Origin of the sequence: Paenibacillus sp. VMFN-D1 (assembly GCF_003386155.1) — a bacterium.
Classification (GTDB): Bacteria; Bacillota; Bacilli; order Paenibacillales; family Paenibacillaceae; genus Paenibacillus_AQ; species Paenibacillus_AQ favisporus.
This window is the reverse complement of record NZ_QRDU01000001.1, coordinates 1,899,366-1,915,324: the sequence shown is the minus strand read 5'-3', so window position 1 is coordinate 1,915,324 and position 15,959 is coordinate 1,899,366. Positions and strand designations below refer to the sequence as shown.

At 52.3% G+C, this 15,959-nt stretch carries 13 protein-coding genes; 9 read left to right on the top strand and 4 right to left on the bottom strand.

What is annotated here, in order from left to right; genetic code table 11:
- The first annotated feature begins 132 nt into the window (after nt 1–132).
- Entirely contained in the window at nt 133–930 is a 798-nt protein-coding gene (locus C7820_RS08895) for a polysaccharide deacetylase family protein (protein WP_116230646.1), read from the top strand.
- A 225-nt stretch (nt 931–1,155) separates the two neighbouring features.
- Nucleotides 1,156–3,714, top strand: coding sequence for a glycosyl hydrolase family 95 catalytic domain-containing protein (locus C7820_RS08890; protein ID WP_116230645.1), 2,559 nt, complete (start codon nt 1,156–1,158; stop codon nt 3,712–3,714).
- A gap of 146 nt (nt 3,715–3,860) precedes the next feature.
- On the opposite strand, the gene C7820_RS08885 is transcribed toward C7820_RS08890, so the two are convergent.
- On the bottom strand, nt 3,861–5,396 hold the full coding sequence (locus tag C7820_RS08885) for a sulfatase family protein (RefSeq protein ID WP_116230644.1): 1,536 nt from the start codon (nt 5,394–5,396) through the stop codon (nt 3,861–3,863).
- Between the two features lie 118 nt (nt 5,397–5,514).
- On the opposite strand from C7820_RS08885, the gene C7820_RS08880 reads away from it, so the two are divergent.
- Nucleotides 5,515–6,396 carry an AraC family transcriptional regulator gene (locus C7820_RS08880; RefSeq protein WP_116230643.1) on the top strand — a complete coding sequence of 294 codons (882 nt, stop codon included), beginning with the start codon at nt 5,515–5,517 and terminating at the stop codon, nt 6,394–6,396.
- Nucleotides 6,397–6,471: 75 nt separating this feature from the next.
- On the opposite strand, the gene C7820_RS08875 is transcribed toward C7820_RS08880, so the two are convergent.
- Nucleotides 6,472–7,350, bottom strand: a complete 879-nt coding sequence (locus tag C7820_RS08875; protein ID WP_116230642.1) for a LysR family transcriptional regulator — start codon at nt 7,348–7,350, stop codon at nt 6,472–6,474.
- A 148-nt stretch (nt 7,351–7,498) separates the two neighbouring features.
- Between C7820_RS08875 and zwf the strand changes: the two genes are divergently transcribed.
- The 3 genes from zwf (at nt 7,499) to gndA (ending at nt 11,201) form a co-directional block, all read left to right on the top strand.
- Nucleotides 7,499–9,022, top strand: a complete 1,524-nt coding sequence (gene zwf / locus C7820_RS08870) for a glucose-6-phosphate dehydrogenase (protein WP_116230641.1) — start codon at nt 7,499–7,501, stop codon at nt 9,020–9,022.
- 64 nt (nt 9,023–9,086) lie between these two features.
- Nucleotides 9,087–9,752: a fructose-6-phosphate aldolase gene (gene fsa, locus C7820_RS08865; RefSeq protein ID WP_116230640.1), complete on the top strand. Its 666-nt coding sequence runs from the start codon at nt 9,087–9,089 to the stop codon at nt 9,750–9,752.
- A 30-nt stretch (nt 9,753–9,782) separates the two neighbouring features.
- Nucleotides 9,783–11,201, top strand: coding sequence for an NADP-dependent phosphogluconate dehydrogenase (gene gndA, locus C7820_RS08860; RefSeq protein WP_116230639.1), 1,419 nt, complete (start codon nt 9,783–9,785; stop codon nt 11,199–11,201).
- 75 nt (nt 11,202–11,276) lie between these two features.
- Here the strand turns inward: gndA and C7820_RS08855 are convergent, their stop codons facing one another.
- Nucleotides 11,277–11,702, bottom strand: a complete 426-nt coding sequence (locus tag C7820_RS08855) for a hypothetical protein (RefSeq protein WP_116230638.1) — start codon at nt 11,700–11,702, stop codon at nt 11,277–11,279.
- 300 nt (nt 11,703–12,002) lie between these two features.
- Between C7820_RS08855 and C7820_RS08850 the strand changes: the two genes are divergently transcribed.
- Nucleotides 12,003–12,335 (top strand): antibiotic biosynthesis monooxygenase family protein, encoded by a 333-nt coding sequence (locus C7820_RS08850; protein WP_116230637.1) that lies wholly within the window; start codon nt 12,003–12,005, stop codon nt 12,333–12,335.
- A gap of 152 nt (nt 12,336–12,487) precedes the next feature.
- Nucleotides 12,488–13,048, top strand: coding sequence for a pyridoxamine 5'-phosphate oxidase family protein (locus C7820_RS08845; protein WP_116230636.1), 561 nt, complete (start codon nt 12,488–12,490; stop codon nt 13,046–13,048).
- A gap of 117 nt (nt 13,049–13,165) precedes the next feature.
- Here the strand turns inward: C7820_RS08845 and C7820_RS08840 are convergent, their stop codons facing one another.
- The gene (locus tag C7820_RS08840; protein ID WP_116230635.1) at nt 13,166–14,341 is read right to left on the bottom strand and encodes an ROK family protein; all 1,176 of its coding nucleotides are present in this window, start codon (nt 14,339–14,341) and stop codon (nt 13,166–13,168) included.
- A 204-nt stretch (nt 14,342–14,545) separates the two neighbouring features.
- Between C7820_RS08840 and uxaC the strand changes: the two genes are divergently transcribed.
- A complete protein-coding gene (uxaC, locus tag C7820_RS08835) occupies nt 14,546–15,949 on the top strand; it encodes a glucuronate isomerase (protein ID WP_116230634.1) in 1,404 nt (467 codons plus the stop codon).
- Nucleotides 15,950–15,959: the final 10 nt, after the last annotated feature.

The following is a 15,959-nucleotide window of genomic DNA, read 5'->3' as shown; positions in this document are numbered from 1 at the left end:
ATGACCATGAACAAAATTCCTTGGACACGCAACACGCTTGCAGCTATGAAAATAAAGATGGATCATCAGAAGCGAATTCATATGTACAAGTAAACGATTGTCACTATGCTTACCAAAGAGGAGAGACGACATATGCGCATCCAATTGGACCGTTTTCCTAACGGTGTGAATAAGGCGGTGACGCTCAGCTTTGACGACGGGCGGGACCATGACCGCAAATTAGTCGGTCTGCTGAACGACTATGGCCTCAAGGGGACGTTTCATCTGAACAGCGGGAATCTCGGCAAAGCAGGACATATTGACAAAACGGAAGTCGCGGCATTGTTTGAGGGGCATGAGGTTTCGGTTCATACGGTGGACCATCCCTTTCTGGAACAGACGCCCCCGGATCAAGTGCTGGAGCAGGTGGTGGCAGACCGCAAGGCATTGGAGGAGCTCGTCAACTATCCGGTCAAAGGGATGAGCTATCCGTTCGGCACATACAGCGATCAGGTTGTGAACATATTGCGGTCCATCGGTATCGAATACGCCCGTACGGTGAACAGTCATGGCGGCTTTCATAAGCCGGAAGACTGGCTCCGCTGGCATCCGACCTGCCATCATAAGCAAATGGTCGAATACGCCGATCAATGGATTCATACGCAGCAACGATATTCAAGAATGTCGCTTTTTTACGTCTGGGGCCACAGCTATGAATTCGACAACGACAATAACTTGGACTTGGTAGAGAGGCTCGGTGAGATGATTGGTGGCAAGGACGACATTTGGTACGCGACGAATGCGGAAATTTACGCCTATTGCAAGGCCGTGGAAGGACTCCGGTACTCTGCCGATTCACGCCTCATTCATAATCCGTCGGCCCAATCGGTATGGATCAGCGTAGATGGGGACCCGATCGAAGTCCGTTCCGGAGAAATCGTCCGTTTATAACCAGACTATATGAGTCAGACCCTTTTACGAGGAAGCCGTTAGGTACGGCTTTCTTTTTTGTTGCCACTCCAGGTCGGCCCGGATTGTCGTTTCGTAACAAATTCCATGTCCATCGTAACTTATTCATACTGGCAGCATCCCGCACACGATTAAGATAGACATGGATTCACTATTAAGCGTGAAAGTCTAAGGCTTTTTCATCACACACGCAGGGAGTGCAGGCCAGTGAAAAAAGCAGTTGGATCTCCAAGCATGAATATGCGCGAGCATGTCTCACGGGCGGATTTGCATTACAGACATACCGTGGAGCGAAGTGAGGGCGGCCTACCGCTCGGAAACGGCCGGATGGGCAGTCTCATTTGGACTTCCCCCTCGGCGCTCAAGTTTCAAATCAACCGGGCCGATGTGTATGCGAACGACAGCCGTACCAACAGCTTCAACCAGCGTCACTCGGATTATGCTTACGGCTGCGGCTTTGTTGATATCGATCTTGTGGATTATGGTGAAGATGTATTTAATGACAAAGGAATTCGTCAGCATCTAAGCCTGTATGACGCGACAGCCTCGATTTCGGGAATTGGGGTGGCGGCGGAGGCCTTTGCTGCGTCAGGACATGATGTGTTCGGCGTCCGGATCCATGATCGGCGGCCGGTGCCTCAAGTGGTCAACATTAAGCTCAAAATGCTGCGCCCGGCAGAAGTCGTGACCAAAAACCACTCGGCTGTGTCACGCCTCATGATAAGGGACGGTATGATGGTGCTTCATCAGCAATTCCGCGAAGGAGACTATTTCTGCGCTTCAGCGGTCGTTATTGCGATAACGGGAAGGGACGCGCAGGTAAGGATGAACGACGAGTACGGCGGCCGGAAGCCAGTAGGCGCTTATCGGGAAAGTCTGGTCATCGGGCAGCCGAATGAGACGGAAATGCGCCTGTGCGTCCAACCGGAAAACGGCAGTTTTGAACTTTTTATGAGCAGCGCAGCCAGCTTTGATGATCAGGAAGATGTCATCGGGGAAGCGATCCGAACGGTGCGGCATGCCATGCAGCCGGGATATGACGCGCTGCTGGCGGAGCATCGCAAGTGGTGGCATTCCTTTTGGGACAAATCGTATATCCGCCTTCATAGCGAGGACGGGCGTGCTGAATTTGTCGAACAGCATTACACGTATTATGTATACCTGATGGCATCCAATTCGCGGGGTTCACAATTTCCTCCGAATTTCGGCGGCATGCTGCTCAGCCCGCGCGGAGATCTCCGGCACTGGGGAGCCATGCATTGGTGGAACAACATGAATTTGTATTATAACGCCGTGCTGCCAACCGGGCATTACGAGCTGTTTCATCCGTATTTCAACATGTATTCAGCCATGTACGACTCGTGTGCAGCCGCCGCAAGGCAGCAGTGGGGGAGCCAAGGCATTTATATTCCGGAAGTCGTGTCCTTTGATGGCGTGGAGGAGCTGCCGGAAGATATTGCCGAGGAAATGAGGGACCTCTATTTGCTGCGCAAGCCGTGGGAGCAGATGTCCGACCGGTTTCGCGAGTATGCTTACTCCAAGCGGCCGCATGAGAGCCGTTGGAACTGGAAGTATCACGAAAAATATGTGGATGGCAGGTTTACGTACAAGGAACGAGGTTACGGCCCCTTTGGATTCACGACCCACATGTTCGCCACCCAGGTCGGAATTGCGTACCACTACTGGTTGTACTATGAGTTCACCAAGGATGAAGAATGGCTGCGTGAGCGCGCATATCCGATCATCCGGGGCGTCGCCGAGTTTTTCCGCCACTATCCCAACCTGCGGAAGGATGAGGACGGACTGTATCATATGTATCACACGACCAGCGACGAAAAATATTACGGCGGCAAAGACACGATGGATTCGATGGCGGGCATGCATACGATCTTCCCGATCGTCCTGCGGGCTTCGGACCTGCTCGGATTGGATCGCGATATACGGCCGGCGTGGCAGGAGCTTTACGAGCATCTGGCCCCGCTCCCGCGAAGCGACCAAGCGGACGCCGTCCTGAAAACGGGAGAAGGGGAAGCGGCCGTTTGGGTCGGCGCTCTCGGTCCGGTATTGGATCAGAAAAGCCAAATCGACGTGAAGCCTGCTTATTTCGGCAGCCTGTGTTCACTAGAAACTGCCGTGAGTAACCAAGACATGTTTAAGACGACTATGGCTACGGTTCGGTACCAGGAGGAGCTTCTCGATCACGACTGGAGCCGGGCTGCCTCTGAAATGTCGGGGATGGCACGCGTCCTGGCCAATATGGGGCTTGCCGAGCCTTTTAAGCAGGTCGTGCTGGCCCAGTTGGAATGTGTCAACGCGGAGCGGGATTACTGCTATTTCAACGATACGGGCCGAATCAAATCGTTTGAAAACCGCTTGACCGTCAGGGAAGGGGTGAACTGCATCAGCATTCAGCGTATTGGTAACGCCGCAGCTGCGCTGCAATCGGCGCTGTGCCAAAGCCAGCCTGCAGGCCCAGGCCAGGATTCGGTTATCCGTCTGTTCCCTGCATGTCCTGTGGATTGGGACGCCGAATTTTCGCTATGGTGTCCTGGTGGATTTAACGTCAAATCGGCTGTTCAGGGCGGAGATATACAATATATAACGATCACGTCCTCCCTGGGAGGTACATGCCGGATCCGGAATCCATGGGGAGAAGGCGAAATACGCCTGCAGAAGGTAGGAGGCGAGGTTTACATGCTGGAAGGTTCACTGCTCCAGTTTGAGACAGAGATAGGAAATGAATACGATCTGTATCCGAATAAATAATTGAGTTGGAAAAGGCCGATTCACAGCGATGTGAATCGGCCTTTTGGATTTGCTGCTGTTACTCTTACTCTCGTACGTTCATAGGTTCATGAATTTCATTACGCCGGGCAAAGCATTCCCGTCGTTTGGATCGGGCCTGACAAGCGCTATGCTCCGGTAATTCTCGGCATCGGCATGGATTCTTTGCCGAGCTCCGCCCAGGCATATTTAAGCAGTAGTTCGGTTTTGAGCAGCGCATGCTCCGGATCGTCCCATAAATTGTTCAGCTCTCCGGGGTCTTCCTGCAGATCGAAGATTTCACCGTAGGTCTGGTTGTAGTAAACTGTGATTTTATAACGCTCGTCGACGTACGTTTTTTGGTGGATGGTGGTCGGTTCATGCCTGAACTCACAGATAGCATGATCCCGCGCCTGTGCGGCTTCGCCGAGCCATACCTTTTTCTGGTCGATGCCCGTCATGGCATAAGGAACCGGCAGATCGCACAGGGACAAGAACGTCGGAGCCAGGTCCACCAAAGATTGAATGGCGCTGCTCCGCTTGCCGGCCGGCACTTCACCGGGATACCGGACGATAAACGGCAGCTTGATCAAGTCCTCGTAATGAAACCCGCCCTTGGCCTGCAGACCGTGCTGTCCGAAGAAATGCCCGTGATCCGTCGTAAAGACGACGATCGTGTTATCGGCCATTCCCAGTTCCTCCAGCTTATCGAGAATATGCCCGATGTACTTATCCATCATGCTGATCATGCCGTAATAGACGGCGACCAGCTTTTTCTTGTCATACTCTGTCAAGCGCTTCCTGCTGCCGTACTCGTAATAATGATGTGAACGGTAACCGTGGATGCCATGACCCGTTTCCTGCAGGTCTGTGAAGTCGGGTTGCTCTTCCTGGGTTTTGGCAAAATGAGGCGGGTTACGGTCATGCTCGCCCGGAACCATCTCGGGAATGGTGAGCTGCTCGGGATCGTACATCGTATCCCATGGCTCGGGAACGAGGTATTCCGGGTGCGGGTCGAAGAAGCTGGACCACAGGAAAAAGCTTTCGTCGTTTTCATGATATTGTTCCAGTAAAGCATTGGTCCGTTCGGCGATCCAGGTATTGTAATGGTACTCTTCGGGAATCGGCCATTTATATGTTTGGTCCCGGTCCATGGTACCTGTAGGCGGCAGGAAGTAGTCCCTCCAATTATGGCAGCCTTTCTCTTCCATCCACAGCGCATAATGCTGCCCGACATGGGCTTCATTGGTGTGATTCCGCGCCAGCTCTACATGGTCAAAACCGTAGAATCCGTCTTTGTAATTTTTCCAAAACTCCAAATCCTGAAGAATGGGATAGGCTTCAAGCGACGGAAATTCCTCGGTCGAAGTGAGCGGCTGAAAATGTGCTTTACCGATCAGCCCGGTCCGGTAACCGGCTTGCTTGAAATCTTCGCCTACCGTATGGCGGTCCTCCAGCAATTTGGTGCCGAGCGTCCACGCGCCATGCTGGCTCGGGTACATGCCGGTAATGATCGAGGCACGGCTCGGCGTGCAGGTCGGATTTGGGCAATACGCCCGGTCGAACGTCGTCCCTTCCCGGACAAGCCGGTCCAGATTCGGGGTATGTATTTCAGGATTAAAGGCGCCAATCGTATTCCAGTGCTGCTGATCGCTGGTAATTAACAAAATATTAGGTTTCTTCATCCGTCAACCTCCTCGAACTGATTATATGTAAAGGGGTGCCCAAAGAGAATGGCGTATTGTATGATAGATTTATCATTTTGTCAGTTCATGTAAGGATAATGGGGAGGGTAAGAACGTTATGCTGCAGGAGTATGACCACGAATTCGCGGAGTTTTTATATTACACGCCGACCAGGATCGACAAAGATACCCCGTTCTGGCTGGTCAGGGCGGGTCAGAGTACAGCAAAGCCGGGATACCGGATCGGTCCGCGCAGAATTGAATGCTACAGTATTCATTTTGTCAGGGCAGGCAGCCTGATGGTTGAATATGAGGGGCACACGTACAGGCTTCAGACAGGGGATGCCTTTTGTATGTATCCGAATCGCACCTATATGTATTACAAGCCGGACAACGATCATTCTCTGCAGTTAACATGGCTGGCCATGGATGGACCGGGCATGGAACCGATGCTGAATCTGGCAGGCTTTCATCCGGATGTACCCTGCTCCAGAGGGCTGTGGAGTCCAGAGGTAGCGAACTTGATCCGGCGTCTGTTTGCGGAGTGGAAGGATGGCAAGACGGATCAGGTCGCTGCCGCCCTGAACCTGAAAGGACTGCTGTACCAGGTGTTATCCCAGCTGATCGCAAGCGCCAAAGCCGTGGACGAGCCTCATCGTCCTGCTGCGGCAACGATAAAAAATAGTAAAGCATCCCAATGGACCGAGTACATCGAATGGCATGCCGCCGAGGGGATCACCGTACAGCAAGTAGCCGAATATGCCGGCCTGAACCGCACCTATTTTTCGACACAGTTTACGAGGCTTGTAGGCATGACCCCGGCTGAGTATATTGCCAAGGTCAAGATGGACAAGGCCAAGCAAATGCTGTCCGGGACGTCGGCTGCCGTTACGGAGATCGCTTATTCCCTTGGTTATCCGACCCTGTTTGCATTTACACGTGCCTTTAAAAACTACTGTTCGATGTCCCCGTCAGCGTACCGGAAGCAGCACTGCAATTAAGAACGGATGATGCGTTAAAGGACGCCATTGCATTGGCGTCCTCTTCACCTTGCCCTTACTATTGTCTTGCACCTGCTAATGAACCACCTCGATAAATCTCTTCGCCGCCGCCGATATCGGCATGTTACGCATCACCATAAGGCCCACCTTGGAAGGAGGGATCTCCACATCCAGCTCAATTTCAAAGAGAGAGCCTTCCTTCAGCTCCTTGGCTACAAATTCGCGCGTGACATACGAAATGCCCAGTCCACGCTTGGCGAATTCGATCAGCAAATCGACGCTTCCCACCTCGATGTCGGGCTTTAGCTCATGTCCATATTTTTCAAACAGCTCTGTGATGGCCATACGCACCCGACTGTTCCGCGAGAACAGAATAACGGGATATTCCATCAGCTGTTCCATGGACAGCGCTTGCCCCTTCAGCTCCGCATACCGTTCGCCCGCCACAAAGCAGTCCTGCAGCTCAATGCTTTCCGTTACCTCCAGCTGCGAGTCGAAGATCGGCATTCGGACAACGCCAAGGTCGATCCGTCCCTCCTTTAGATAGGAGATCACTTCCGGCGTCGTGCCGTGATTCAGGTGCAGCTTGATTCCTGGGTATTTGACGTGGAAGTCCTCGAGAAAAGGAAGCAGGTAGTGCTTGAACAACGAATCGCTTCCGCCGATCCGCAGCTCGCCGCTATCCAAATTTTTGAGCGCCACCATTTTTTCTTCAGCGAGCGTAATGAGAATTTGCGACTGCTCTATATAGGAAAATAAAATCTTGCCTTCCTGTGTCAGGCTTACGCCTTTGGAGTTGCGGTAAAACAGCGTAACACCGATCCGCTCCTCCAGCTGCTTGATGGCATGGCTGACGCTTGGCTGAGTCAGGTACAGCGCCTTGGCAGCCTGCGTGAGACTTCCCGTCTTTGCGGCCCAATAAAACACTTTATACAACTCGTAATTGTTAGTCATAGATATGGTCTATATCTCCTCAGAAATATATTGATTACATGTATGGCACATATTTGTATTATAGTGAATCCAAGACACAGAAACCAGAGCTTTTTCGACAGAATGAGAAGTGGAAGTCGCGGAGCTTTGAAAGGAAGGAGCAATTGAGATGAATCCTACAACTTTTGTATTGTTTGGAGCGACTGGCGATTTGGCCAAGCGCAAAATATACCCTGCTCTGTATCATTTATATATCCACGGAAAGCTTCCGGAAGCTTTCTCCGTGATCGGACTCGGCCGTAAAGAAATGACGGATGAAACGTTCAAGGCTCACGTCAAGCAGTCGCTGTACGATTTTTACCGGCTGAACGTGAAAGAGGACGACTCCCTGCAGTCCTTCCTGGGACTCTTTGGCTTCAACATCCTGCACATCGATGACACGGATCACTTCGTCCGGTTAAAAGACCGGGTAGAAGCTTGGGAGCAAGGAATCGGCGGAACATCGAACCGTTTGTTCTACTTGTCCGTTGCGCCGAACTTCTTCGGCACCATCGCCTCCCAAATCGAAAACAGCGGCCTTGGCACCGTAACGGGCTGGAAGCGCCTCGTGATCGAGAAGCCATTCGGCCATGACGTCGATTCGGCCCGTGAGCTGAACGACCAGCTGAGCCAAGCTTTTGCGGAAGAAGAAATTTACCGGATCGACCATTACCTCGGCAAATCCATGGTGCAGCGGCTTGAAGCATTGAAGCAGGCGAATCCTGTTATTCAGGCGCTGTGGACGAACCGCTTTATCGCCAACGTCCAAATTACGGCTGACGAGACCGTAGGCGTTGAGGAGCGCGCTGGATACTACGACAAAGCCGGCGCCCTGCGGGATATGTTCCAGAACCACATGATGCAGCTGCTCATGATGCTGACCATTCACGCACCGCACAACATGGCTTCGGCGGAGAACGTCCAGCTCAAGAAGAAGCAGGTGCTTGAAGCACTGGACCCGCTGCAAAAGCAGGATGTGCTTACCAACATCGTGCGCGGACAATACACAGCCGGATCCATTCAAGGCAAACCGGTTCCTGCATACACAGCTGAGCCCGGCATTTCCGAAGGTTCGATGAACGATACGTTTATCGCGGCCAAGCTGCATATCGATAATTACTACTGGCGCGGCGTTCCGTTCTATATCCGGACAGGTAAACGTCTGGCCTCGAAGAACACGCGCATCGTGATCGAATTCAAAGAACCGCTCACCACGGCGACGCAAGCAGAGCAGGCAACCGCACCGAACCTGCTGGTCATCGAGATCGGGCCAAAAGAAGGCATCACGCTTCAGCTGAATGCGAAGGACCCGGATCATCCGAACGGCTTTAAACCGGTATACATCGATATGTATCCGGACCGCAAAGAAGCCCAGGAAGCGTACGAAACGCTGATTCACGATGCACTGAACGGAGATTCGACGTTCTTCGTCCATTGGGATGAGGTCGACCTGTCCTGGCAGTGGGTGCAGCCGATCCTGGAAGCCTTCGCTGCTAATGAGGTGCCGCTGCATCCTTATGCCGCCGGTTCGCACGGACCGGAAGCGGCCCATGAGCTGCTTGCCGCAGACGGATTTCATTGGTGGTTCGATGAGGAAGACGAAGCCGGAAAGGCTGCTTCCGAACCGCTTGTCGAGCAAGTTACCGCCAGCTGATTTTGGGTTCTATGCTCGGTTTACCGAGCCAATCATATATTGAACATTCACAGGAGGTTGTAAGATGAAATTTTTTATTGATACCGCCAATCTGCAGGATATTCAATCCGCCTACAAAATCGGGGTTCTGTCCGGAGTCACCACGAACCCGTCCCTGGTTGCCAAGGAAGGCGTGAAATTCGAAGACCGGATCGCCGAAATTTGCCAGGCTGTGCCGGAAGTGGAGTCCGTGTCGGCGGAAGTGACGCCGGATGCGGAAACCGCTGAGGAAATGATTGCCCAGGCGAACGAGCTGATCAAGATCAACAACAACGATGAAAAAATCACGATCAAGCTGCCGATGACCCTCGCGGGTCTGGAAGCCTGCCGTTATTTGTCCCAAAAAGGGGTCAAAACGAACGTGACCCTGATCTTTACCGTGAACCAGGCGCTGCTGGCCGCCCGTGCCGGGGCAACATACGTATCGCCGTTCCTGGGTCGCCTGGACGATATTTCCGAAGACGGCGTCCTTCTGGTGGACAAAATTGCGCAGCTGTTCCGCACGCATAACCTGGACACGCAAATTATTGCAGCCTCGGTACGCCACCCGGACCACGTCACCCGCGTCGCTATGGCCGGCGCGCACATTGCGACCGTACCGTTCGGCGTGATTGCGCAAATCACCAAGCATCCGTTGACGGATCAAGGCCTGGTTAAATTTGCGGCAGACTGGAAAAGCAGCGTCAAGTAAAAAGAGAGAGATCTGGAGGAGAGAGAAACGATGAGCAAACAGCAAATCGGTGTGGCCGGTCTTGCCGTCATGGGCAAAAACCTGGCTTTGAATATGGAAAGCAAAGGCTTCGCGGTCGCTTTATATAACCGTTCGCCGGAAAAAACGAAAGAACTGCTCGCTGAAGCCGAAGGAAAAAACTTTGTCGGTACATTCAGCATCGAGGAGTTTGTGCAGTCGCTGGAAACCCCGCGCAAAATCATGATGATGGTCAAAGCTGGCGGACCGACGGACGCGCTGATCGAGCAGCTCGTTCCGCATCTGGAAGAAGGAGACATCCTGATTGATGGCGGGAACGCCTTCTTCCCAGACACCGAGCGCAGATACCGGGAGCTTCAGGCAAAGGGCATCCGCTTTATCGGAGCCGGGGTATCCGGCGGCGAAGAAGGAGCCCTGAAAGGACCGGCGATTATGCCTGGCGGCCAGAAGGACGCTTACGAGCTCGTTGAACCGATTCTTACGGCCATTTCGGCCAAAGTCAACGGAGATCCTTGCTCGACGTACATCGGCGAAGGCGGGTCCGGCCATTACGTGAAAATGGTCCATAACGGCATCGAGTACGGCGACATGCAGCTGATCGGCGAAGCTTATCACCTGCTGAAGGATGTGCTGGGACTCGGGACGGAAGAGCTGCATGACATTTTCACTGAGTGGAATCGCGGGGAGCTGGACAGCTACCTGATCGAGATTACCGCTGATATTTTCTCCAAAAAAGATCCGGACACCGGCAAACCGATGGTTGACGTCATTCTGGATGCGGCGGGACAGAAGGGAACAGGGAAATGGACGAGCCAAAGCTCGCTGGATCTCGGCGTACCGCTGTCCATCGTGACCGAATCGGTATTTGCCCGCTTCTTGTCCGCAATGAAGGAAGAACGCGTGGAGGCTAGCAAAATCCTGAAAGGGCCGCACACCGCTCCGTATGAAGGGGATGAGCGGGAGTTCGTGGAAGCCGTACGCAAGGCGCTGTATGCCAGCAAAATCAGTTCGTACGCCCAAGGCTTCGCGCAGCTCCGTGCTGCCTCCGAAGAGTTTAACTGGAATTTGAACTTCGGCAGCATCGCGATGATTTTCCGAGGCGGCTGCATCATCCGTGCCCGCTTCCTGGAAAACATCAAGCAGGCCTATGATAAAAATCCGGAGCTGAAAAACCTGCTTCTGGACGATTACTTCGGCTGGGTCGTTACCAACTACCAGGATGCTTGGAGAAACGTTGTGTCCGTTGCCATGCAGCGCGGCATTCCGGTTCCGGCCTTCGCTTCCGCACTGGCTTACTACGACAGCTACCGTACGGAGCGCCTGCCGGCCAACCTGCTGCAAGCGCAGCGCGACTACTTTGGCGCGCATACGTTTCAGCGTGTCGACAAAGAAGGCACCTTCCATTTCCAATGGATCGAGTCCGAAGAATAATCGGTTATGGTCAATAAGAAAGCGTCCCGATGCGAGAGCATCGGAACGCTTTTTTTTGTTCAAAGGAGCGGAACCCTATTCATCGAGAGAACCTGTATCATACACGACTTGCCCTTGAGCGTTATATCCGGTGAATCGCATTGGCGGGTTTTGCGGTTCATCCAAGAGCACATACCAGTATACGGTGCCGTCAGATGCAGGGATCAACTGGGCTTCGGTTTTTACTTTGCGTGTCTCCACGACGACGCTCAGAATGTCTTTGTTATTCACAGTCCCGACAAACATGGGGCTAAGCTGATTCAGGTTGCAGTAGCTCCAGTCGATATCCTGGTCAGGATGGATATCCGTGTACGTGCCGACGATCCAAGTCCAACTCTGACGGTTGTGCTTCAAAAGGCCGACGTTATATTGATTGTCATTACTATAGAACACCACACTATGCTTATTGTCTGTATCAAAGGTTTTTAAAATGTCGTCATAAGGGATGTTGGATTTGTGCATCGCTTCCTCAATCGTTGATGGAGAATTTGAACAACCCGCAATCAGTACGAAACATAACAATAGGATACATCTGATTTTCATTCGTCACGTCCTTAACCCGAGATCACAGTGCACACGCATTTTTCACTTCAATAGTAAAACGCAGTATTTCGCGGTTAAGTTGGAGCGATAAATACATATTTTTGTTTAGGCATCCGATTTCTGTTCGCCCAGCATCTCCACAAGGTTAAACATTCATTTTATTTATTGTAAGTGGCTCGGTATAATGCAAGTAGAATGAGGGATAAAGGGGGAACGAGGATGGGAGCAATTGCAAAAACGCCGCAACCGCCGTACTATGCGGTCATTTTTACTTCGGAAATGTCTGAAGGAGAGAACAGAGGGTACGGGAAAATGGGAGATAAGATGGTCGAGCTTGCTTCGAAGCAGCCGGGTTTTCTCGGAGTCGAAAGCGTCCGGGGAACGGATGGGGTCGGAATTTCCATATCGTATTGGGAGTCGCTTGAGGCGATCAAGGCCTGGAAGGAGAATTCCTTGCACAGGGTAGCTCAGGACAAAGGGAAGAGCGAATGGTATGCACGGTTCGGTCTGCGGGTGAGTAAGGTCGAGAGGGACGATTTTATGAATATCTAATTTGTAATTAACCCGGTTTGAATGGAAGTCCCCATTGCACAAACACTCATAACTATAATGTATGATTACGCGGTGAAAATATATTTTTAATATGCAGCGGATGAACATACAATGAATTTAATTAATCGACAGAGTAGGAAAGGGGGATTCAAATGGGGAAACAATTTCCGGCTATGCTGCCTGAGCATATGGACTTTATCCGGAAGCAGCATATGTTTTTCGTTGGTACGGCGCCGTTATCGCAAGAGGGACACGTCAACTTGTCGCCAAAAGGTTATGACACGTTCCGGATCTTGTCTGAGAACCGGGTCGCGTACCTGGATTTGACCGGAAGCGGCAATGAAACGAGTGCCCACCTGGAAGAAAACGGCCGCATCACGATCATGTTCTGTGCGTTTGATGGGCCGGCGAACATCATGCGCCTGTACGGAACCGGGACGGTGATTTTACCGGAGAGCAGGGAGTGGGAGTCATTATACCCTTTGTTTGATCCGATGCCCGGAGCGAGACAGATCATCACGATCGATGTGCATAAAGTGCAGACGTCCTGCGGTTATGCGGTTCCCTTCATGACCTATGAAAAGGAAAGGGACACGCTGAATCGGTGGGCAGAGCATAAAGGCGAACAAGGGCTTCACGACTACTGGCAAGAGAAAAACAGGAGCACGATCGACGGACTGCCGACTCCTTTAGGAAAACGGCTGGGGTTATAGTCAAGTAAAAACACGAAACCAAATGACGCAAAACAAGCCGGGATGGATCCGGGCTTGTTTTTTTGTATAGGCCGTTTTGTTGTATCGAGCATCATCGTTCAATTTTCATTCCCCTAATCAATCAGCAAGGTCGTCGCCGGAGGGCAAGCTAAGCACAGGCACGTTCAGAAAACGGGAAATCGCCAGTGCACAGGCACCCATGACACATGATTTCCGCCCCATGCCCGACAGTGTGATCTCCCGGTAATGGCTGATTTGGGAGTGGAGTTGATGATGGATCCTCTGTAGTGCATCGGGAACCATTCGCAGAAGCTCACTGTCGATGACGATAACGTCCGGATTGTACATATTGATGACATTGTTCAGCCCGATCGACAGGTAATAGACGAACTGATTCAGAGCGTCAAGCACTTGTTCGTCGCCTTCGGCAATGCGCCGGCTGATCCACTCCATATCCGAGGCATCACCAGGTTCGGCCGAAAGGATGTTCCGGAGCACGCTTGTCTCCGAAGCATACTTCTCCCAGCAGCCGAGGTTGCCGCATGCGCAGGGCTCTCCGCCGGGAACGACGATCATATGGCCGATTTCACCGGCAAAGCCCTCATGGCCGCGAAAAAACTTGCCGTCCATGATCATGCCGAGCCCAATGCCGGAATACAGCGTTACGCAGAGCAGGTTGTCGGTCGTATGGTGAGCGTATGCCCGCTCGGCAAAAGCACTGAGGTTCGCGTTGTTTTCCAAATGGACAGCCGTACCGACTGCACGTTCCAGATCCTGCTTCAAGTCAACGTCCTGCCATTGAAAGCGGGGCACGAATTTGATTGTCTCTTCATTGGAGACGAGTCCGTGGATCGCCAATACGATGCCGACCATCCCATAGCGGCTGCCCGCGCATCGGCTTTGATAACGGCGGATCGCGGAGGCCAGCAGCTGTACGATATCCTCATAGGCTTCGGATTGAATTGGAATGATTTCGGTTGTGACCGGATGACCGGTTAAATCGGATAGCATGAATGTCGCATGTCCTGCGTCCAGGTCAATGCCGAGCGCATATCCTGCCTGGGCGTTCAGGGAGAGCATAATCGGTTTGCGTCCGACGGGGTTGTGCTCCAGCTCGGTTTCGACGACCAGTTCTTCTTCCAGCAAATCTGCTACCTGCGCGGAGATCGTCGCCCGGGTCAAGGCCGTAATCTTGGACAGATCCGCTCTGGAAATTTTTCCTTCCTTCATTATTTCCCGTATAATCAACGCCCGGTTGATCTTTTTTATATAAGAGGCGTCTCCGGTTACCATTTGTTTCCTCCAATTTTAGAACGTCATGAAAATTCAGCATAAACCATATTGTAGCACGAACCCGCCTCGCCCGCTCAGAAATTACCCGATTGACAAAGGCATGGGGAGTTGGTACAGTACGAATATATTTTGTAAGTTTAATAAACAAATTAAAAATTGTAAAGGGTTTCATACCAATTAACGATCCTTGGAGAGGAGAACAGGATGAGTCAATTTCTCGATTCGGAATTTTTGCTGGATACCCCTGCGGCGGTTCGGTTATATGAAAAGGCGGCTGCCGATTTGCCGATCTTTGATTTTCACTGCCATTTGGACCCGAAGGAAGTATGGGAGAACAAGCCATGGGCCAATATTACGCAGCTGTGGCTGGGAGGCGACCATTATAAGTGGCGTACGATGCGGATGCACGGCATCGGTGAGCAGCTGATTACAGGCGATGCGGAGGATTGGGATAAATTTATGGCCTGGGCGGAGACGGTTCCGCACCTGATCGGCAACCCACTGTACCACTGGACGCATTTGGAGCTCAAGAACGTGTTCGGCATCGAACAAATCTTGAGCCCAGTCACGGCCCGCGATATATGGGAGGCATGCAATGCCAAGCTGCAGCAGCCCGATTTTCTGCCGAGGGCGCTGATCGCCAGAGCCCGGGTGAAATTTATCGGCACGACCGACGACCCGCTGTCCCCGCTGGAATATCATGAGCGGCTGGCTGCCGATGACAGCTTTCAAACCATCATCGCGCCGACGTTCAGACCGGATGGAGCATTATATATCGAGCGCCCCACTTACACCGAATGGGTACATAAGCTCGGGGAGATTACAGGCGAAACCATCAGTTCCCTGGATGCCTTCCTGAATGCGCTTCAACGGCGCGTGGATTACTTCGATGAGCATGGCGGACGTGCGTCCGACCATGATATCCCGTACCTTGATTTCGCCGACATCACAAAGGAAGAAATCGTTCCTATTTTTAATAAAAGATTGAATGGTGAAGAATTGTCAGGCGCTGAGATTAACGCATACCGCTCTTTCCTGCTGAAGGAGCTCGGCAACATGTACGCCGGCAAGCAGTGGGTCATGCAGCTGCATATGGGCGCGCTCCGCAACACCAATAAAAAGATGAAAAAACGCATCGGTGCGGATACCGGTTTTGACTCTGTGGGAGAAACGAACCTTGCGCAGGGTCTCGCTCGCTTCCTTGATGCATTGGATCAGGAAGACGCCCTGCCGAGAACGGTGCTGTTCAATTTAAATCCGAAAGACAATGCCGTCCTGGCCGCGATGACAGGCAACTTTTATGAGGAAGGGGTGCCGGGCAAAGTCCAGTTCGGGTCTGGCTGGTGGTTTAACGATCATATAGATGGTATGGAAAAGCAGATGAAGGACCTGGCGAATGTCGGTCTGCTCAGTCATTTTATCGGCATGCTGACCGATTCGCGCAGCTTCCTGTCCTATGCCCGGCACGAATATTTCCGGCGCATTCTTTGCAATCTTCTTGGAGCTTGGGTGGAGAAGGGGCTCGTGCCGAATGATATGGAGGCCCTGGAACGGATGGTTCGAAACATCGGTTACGGCAACGCCGAAGCCTATTTCATGAAACGATAACGGGGGAGGG

Bases quoted from the DNA above. Each gene is read 5' to 3' on its own strand.
- zwf (WP_116230641.1), top strand. From the start codon at position 7,499: ATGAATCCTACAACTTTTGTATTGTTTGGAGCGACTGGCGATTTGGCC.
- C7820_RS08895 (WP_116230646.1), top strand. From the start codon at position 133: ATGCGCATCCAATTGGACCGTTTTCCTAACGGTGTGAATAAGGCGGTG.
- C7820_RS08850 (WP_116230637.1), top strand. From the start codon at position 12,003: ATGGGAGCAATTGCAAAAACGCCGCAACCGCCGTACTATGCGGTCATT.
- uxaC (WP_116230634.1), top strand. From the start codon at position 14,546: ATGAGTCAATTTCTCGATTCGGAATTTTTGCTGGATACCCCTGCGGCG.
- C7820_RS08880 (WP_116230643.1), top strand. From the start codon at position 5,515: ATGCTGCAGGAGTATGACCACGAATTCGCGGAGTTTTTATATTACACG.
- C7820_RS08885 (WP_116230644.1), bottom strand. From the start codon at position 5,396: ATGAAGAAACCTAATATTTTGTTAATTACCAGCGATCAGCAGCACTGG.
- C7820_RS08845 (WP_116230636.1), top strand. From the start codon at position 12,488: ATGGGGAAACAATTTCCGGCTATGCTGCCTGAGCATATGGACTTTATC.
- C7820_RS08855 (WP_116230638.1), bottom strand. From the start codon at position 11,702: ATGCACAAATCCAACATCCCTTATGACGACATTTTAAAAACCTTTGAT.
- C7820_RS08840 (WP_116230635.1), bottom strand. From the start codon at position 14,341: ATGGTAACCGGAGACGCCTCTTATATAAAAAAGATCAACCGGGCGTTG.
- C7820_RS08875 (WP_116230642.1), bottom strand. From the start codon at position 7,350: ATGACTAACAATTACGAGTTGTATAAAGTGTTTTATTGGGCCGCAAAG.
- gndA (WP_116230639.1), top strand. From the start codon at position 9,783: ATGAGCAAACAGCAAATCGGTGTGGCCGGTCTTGCCGTCATGGGCAAA.
- fsa (WP_116230640.1), top strand. From the start codon at position 9,087: ATGAAATTTTTTATTGATACCGCCAATCTGCAGGATATTCAATCCGCC.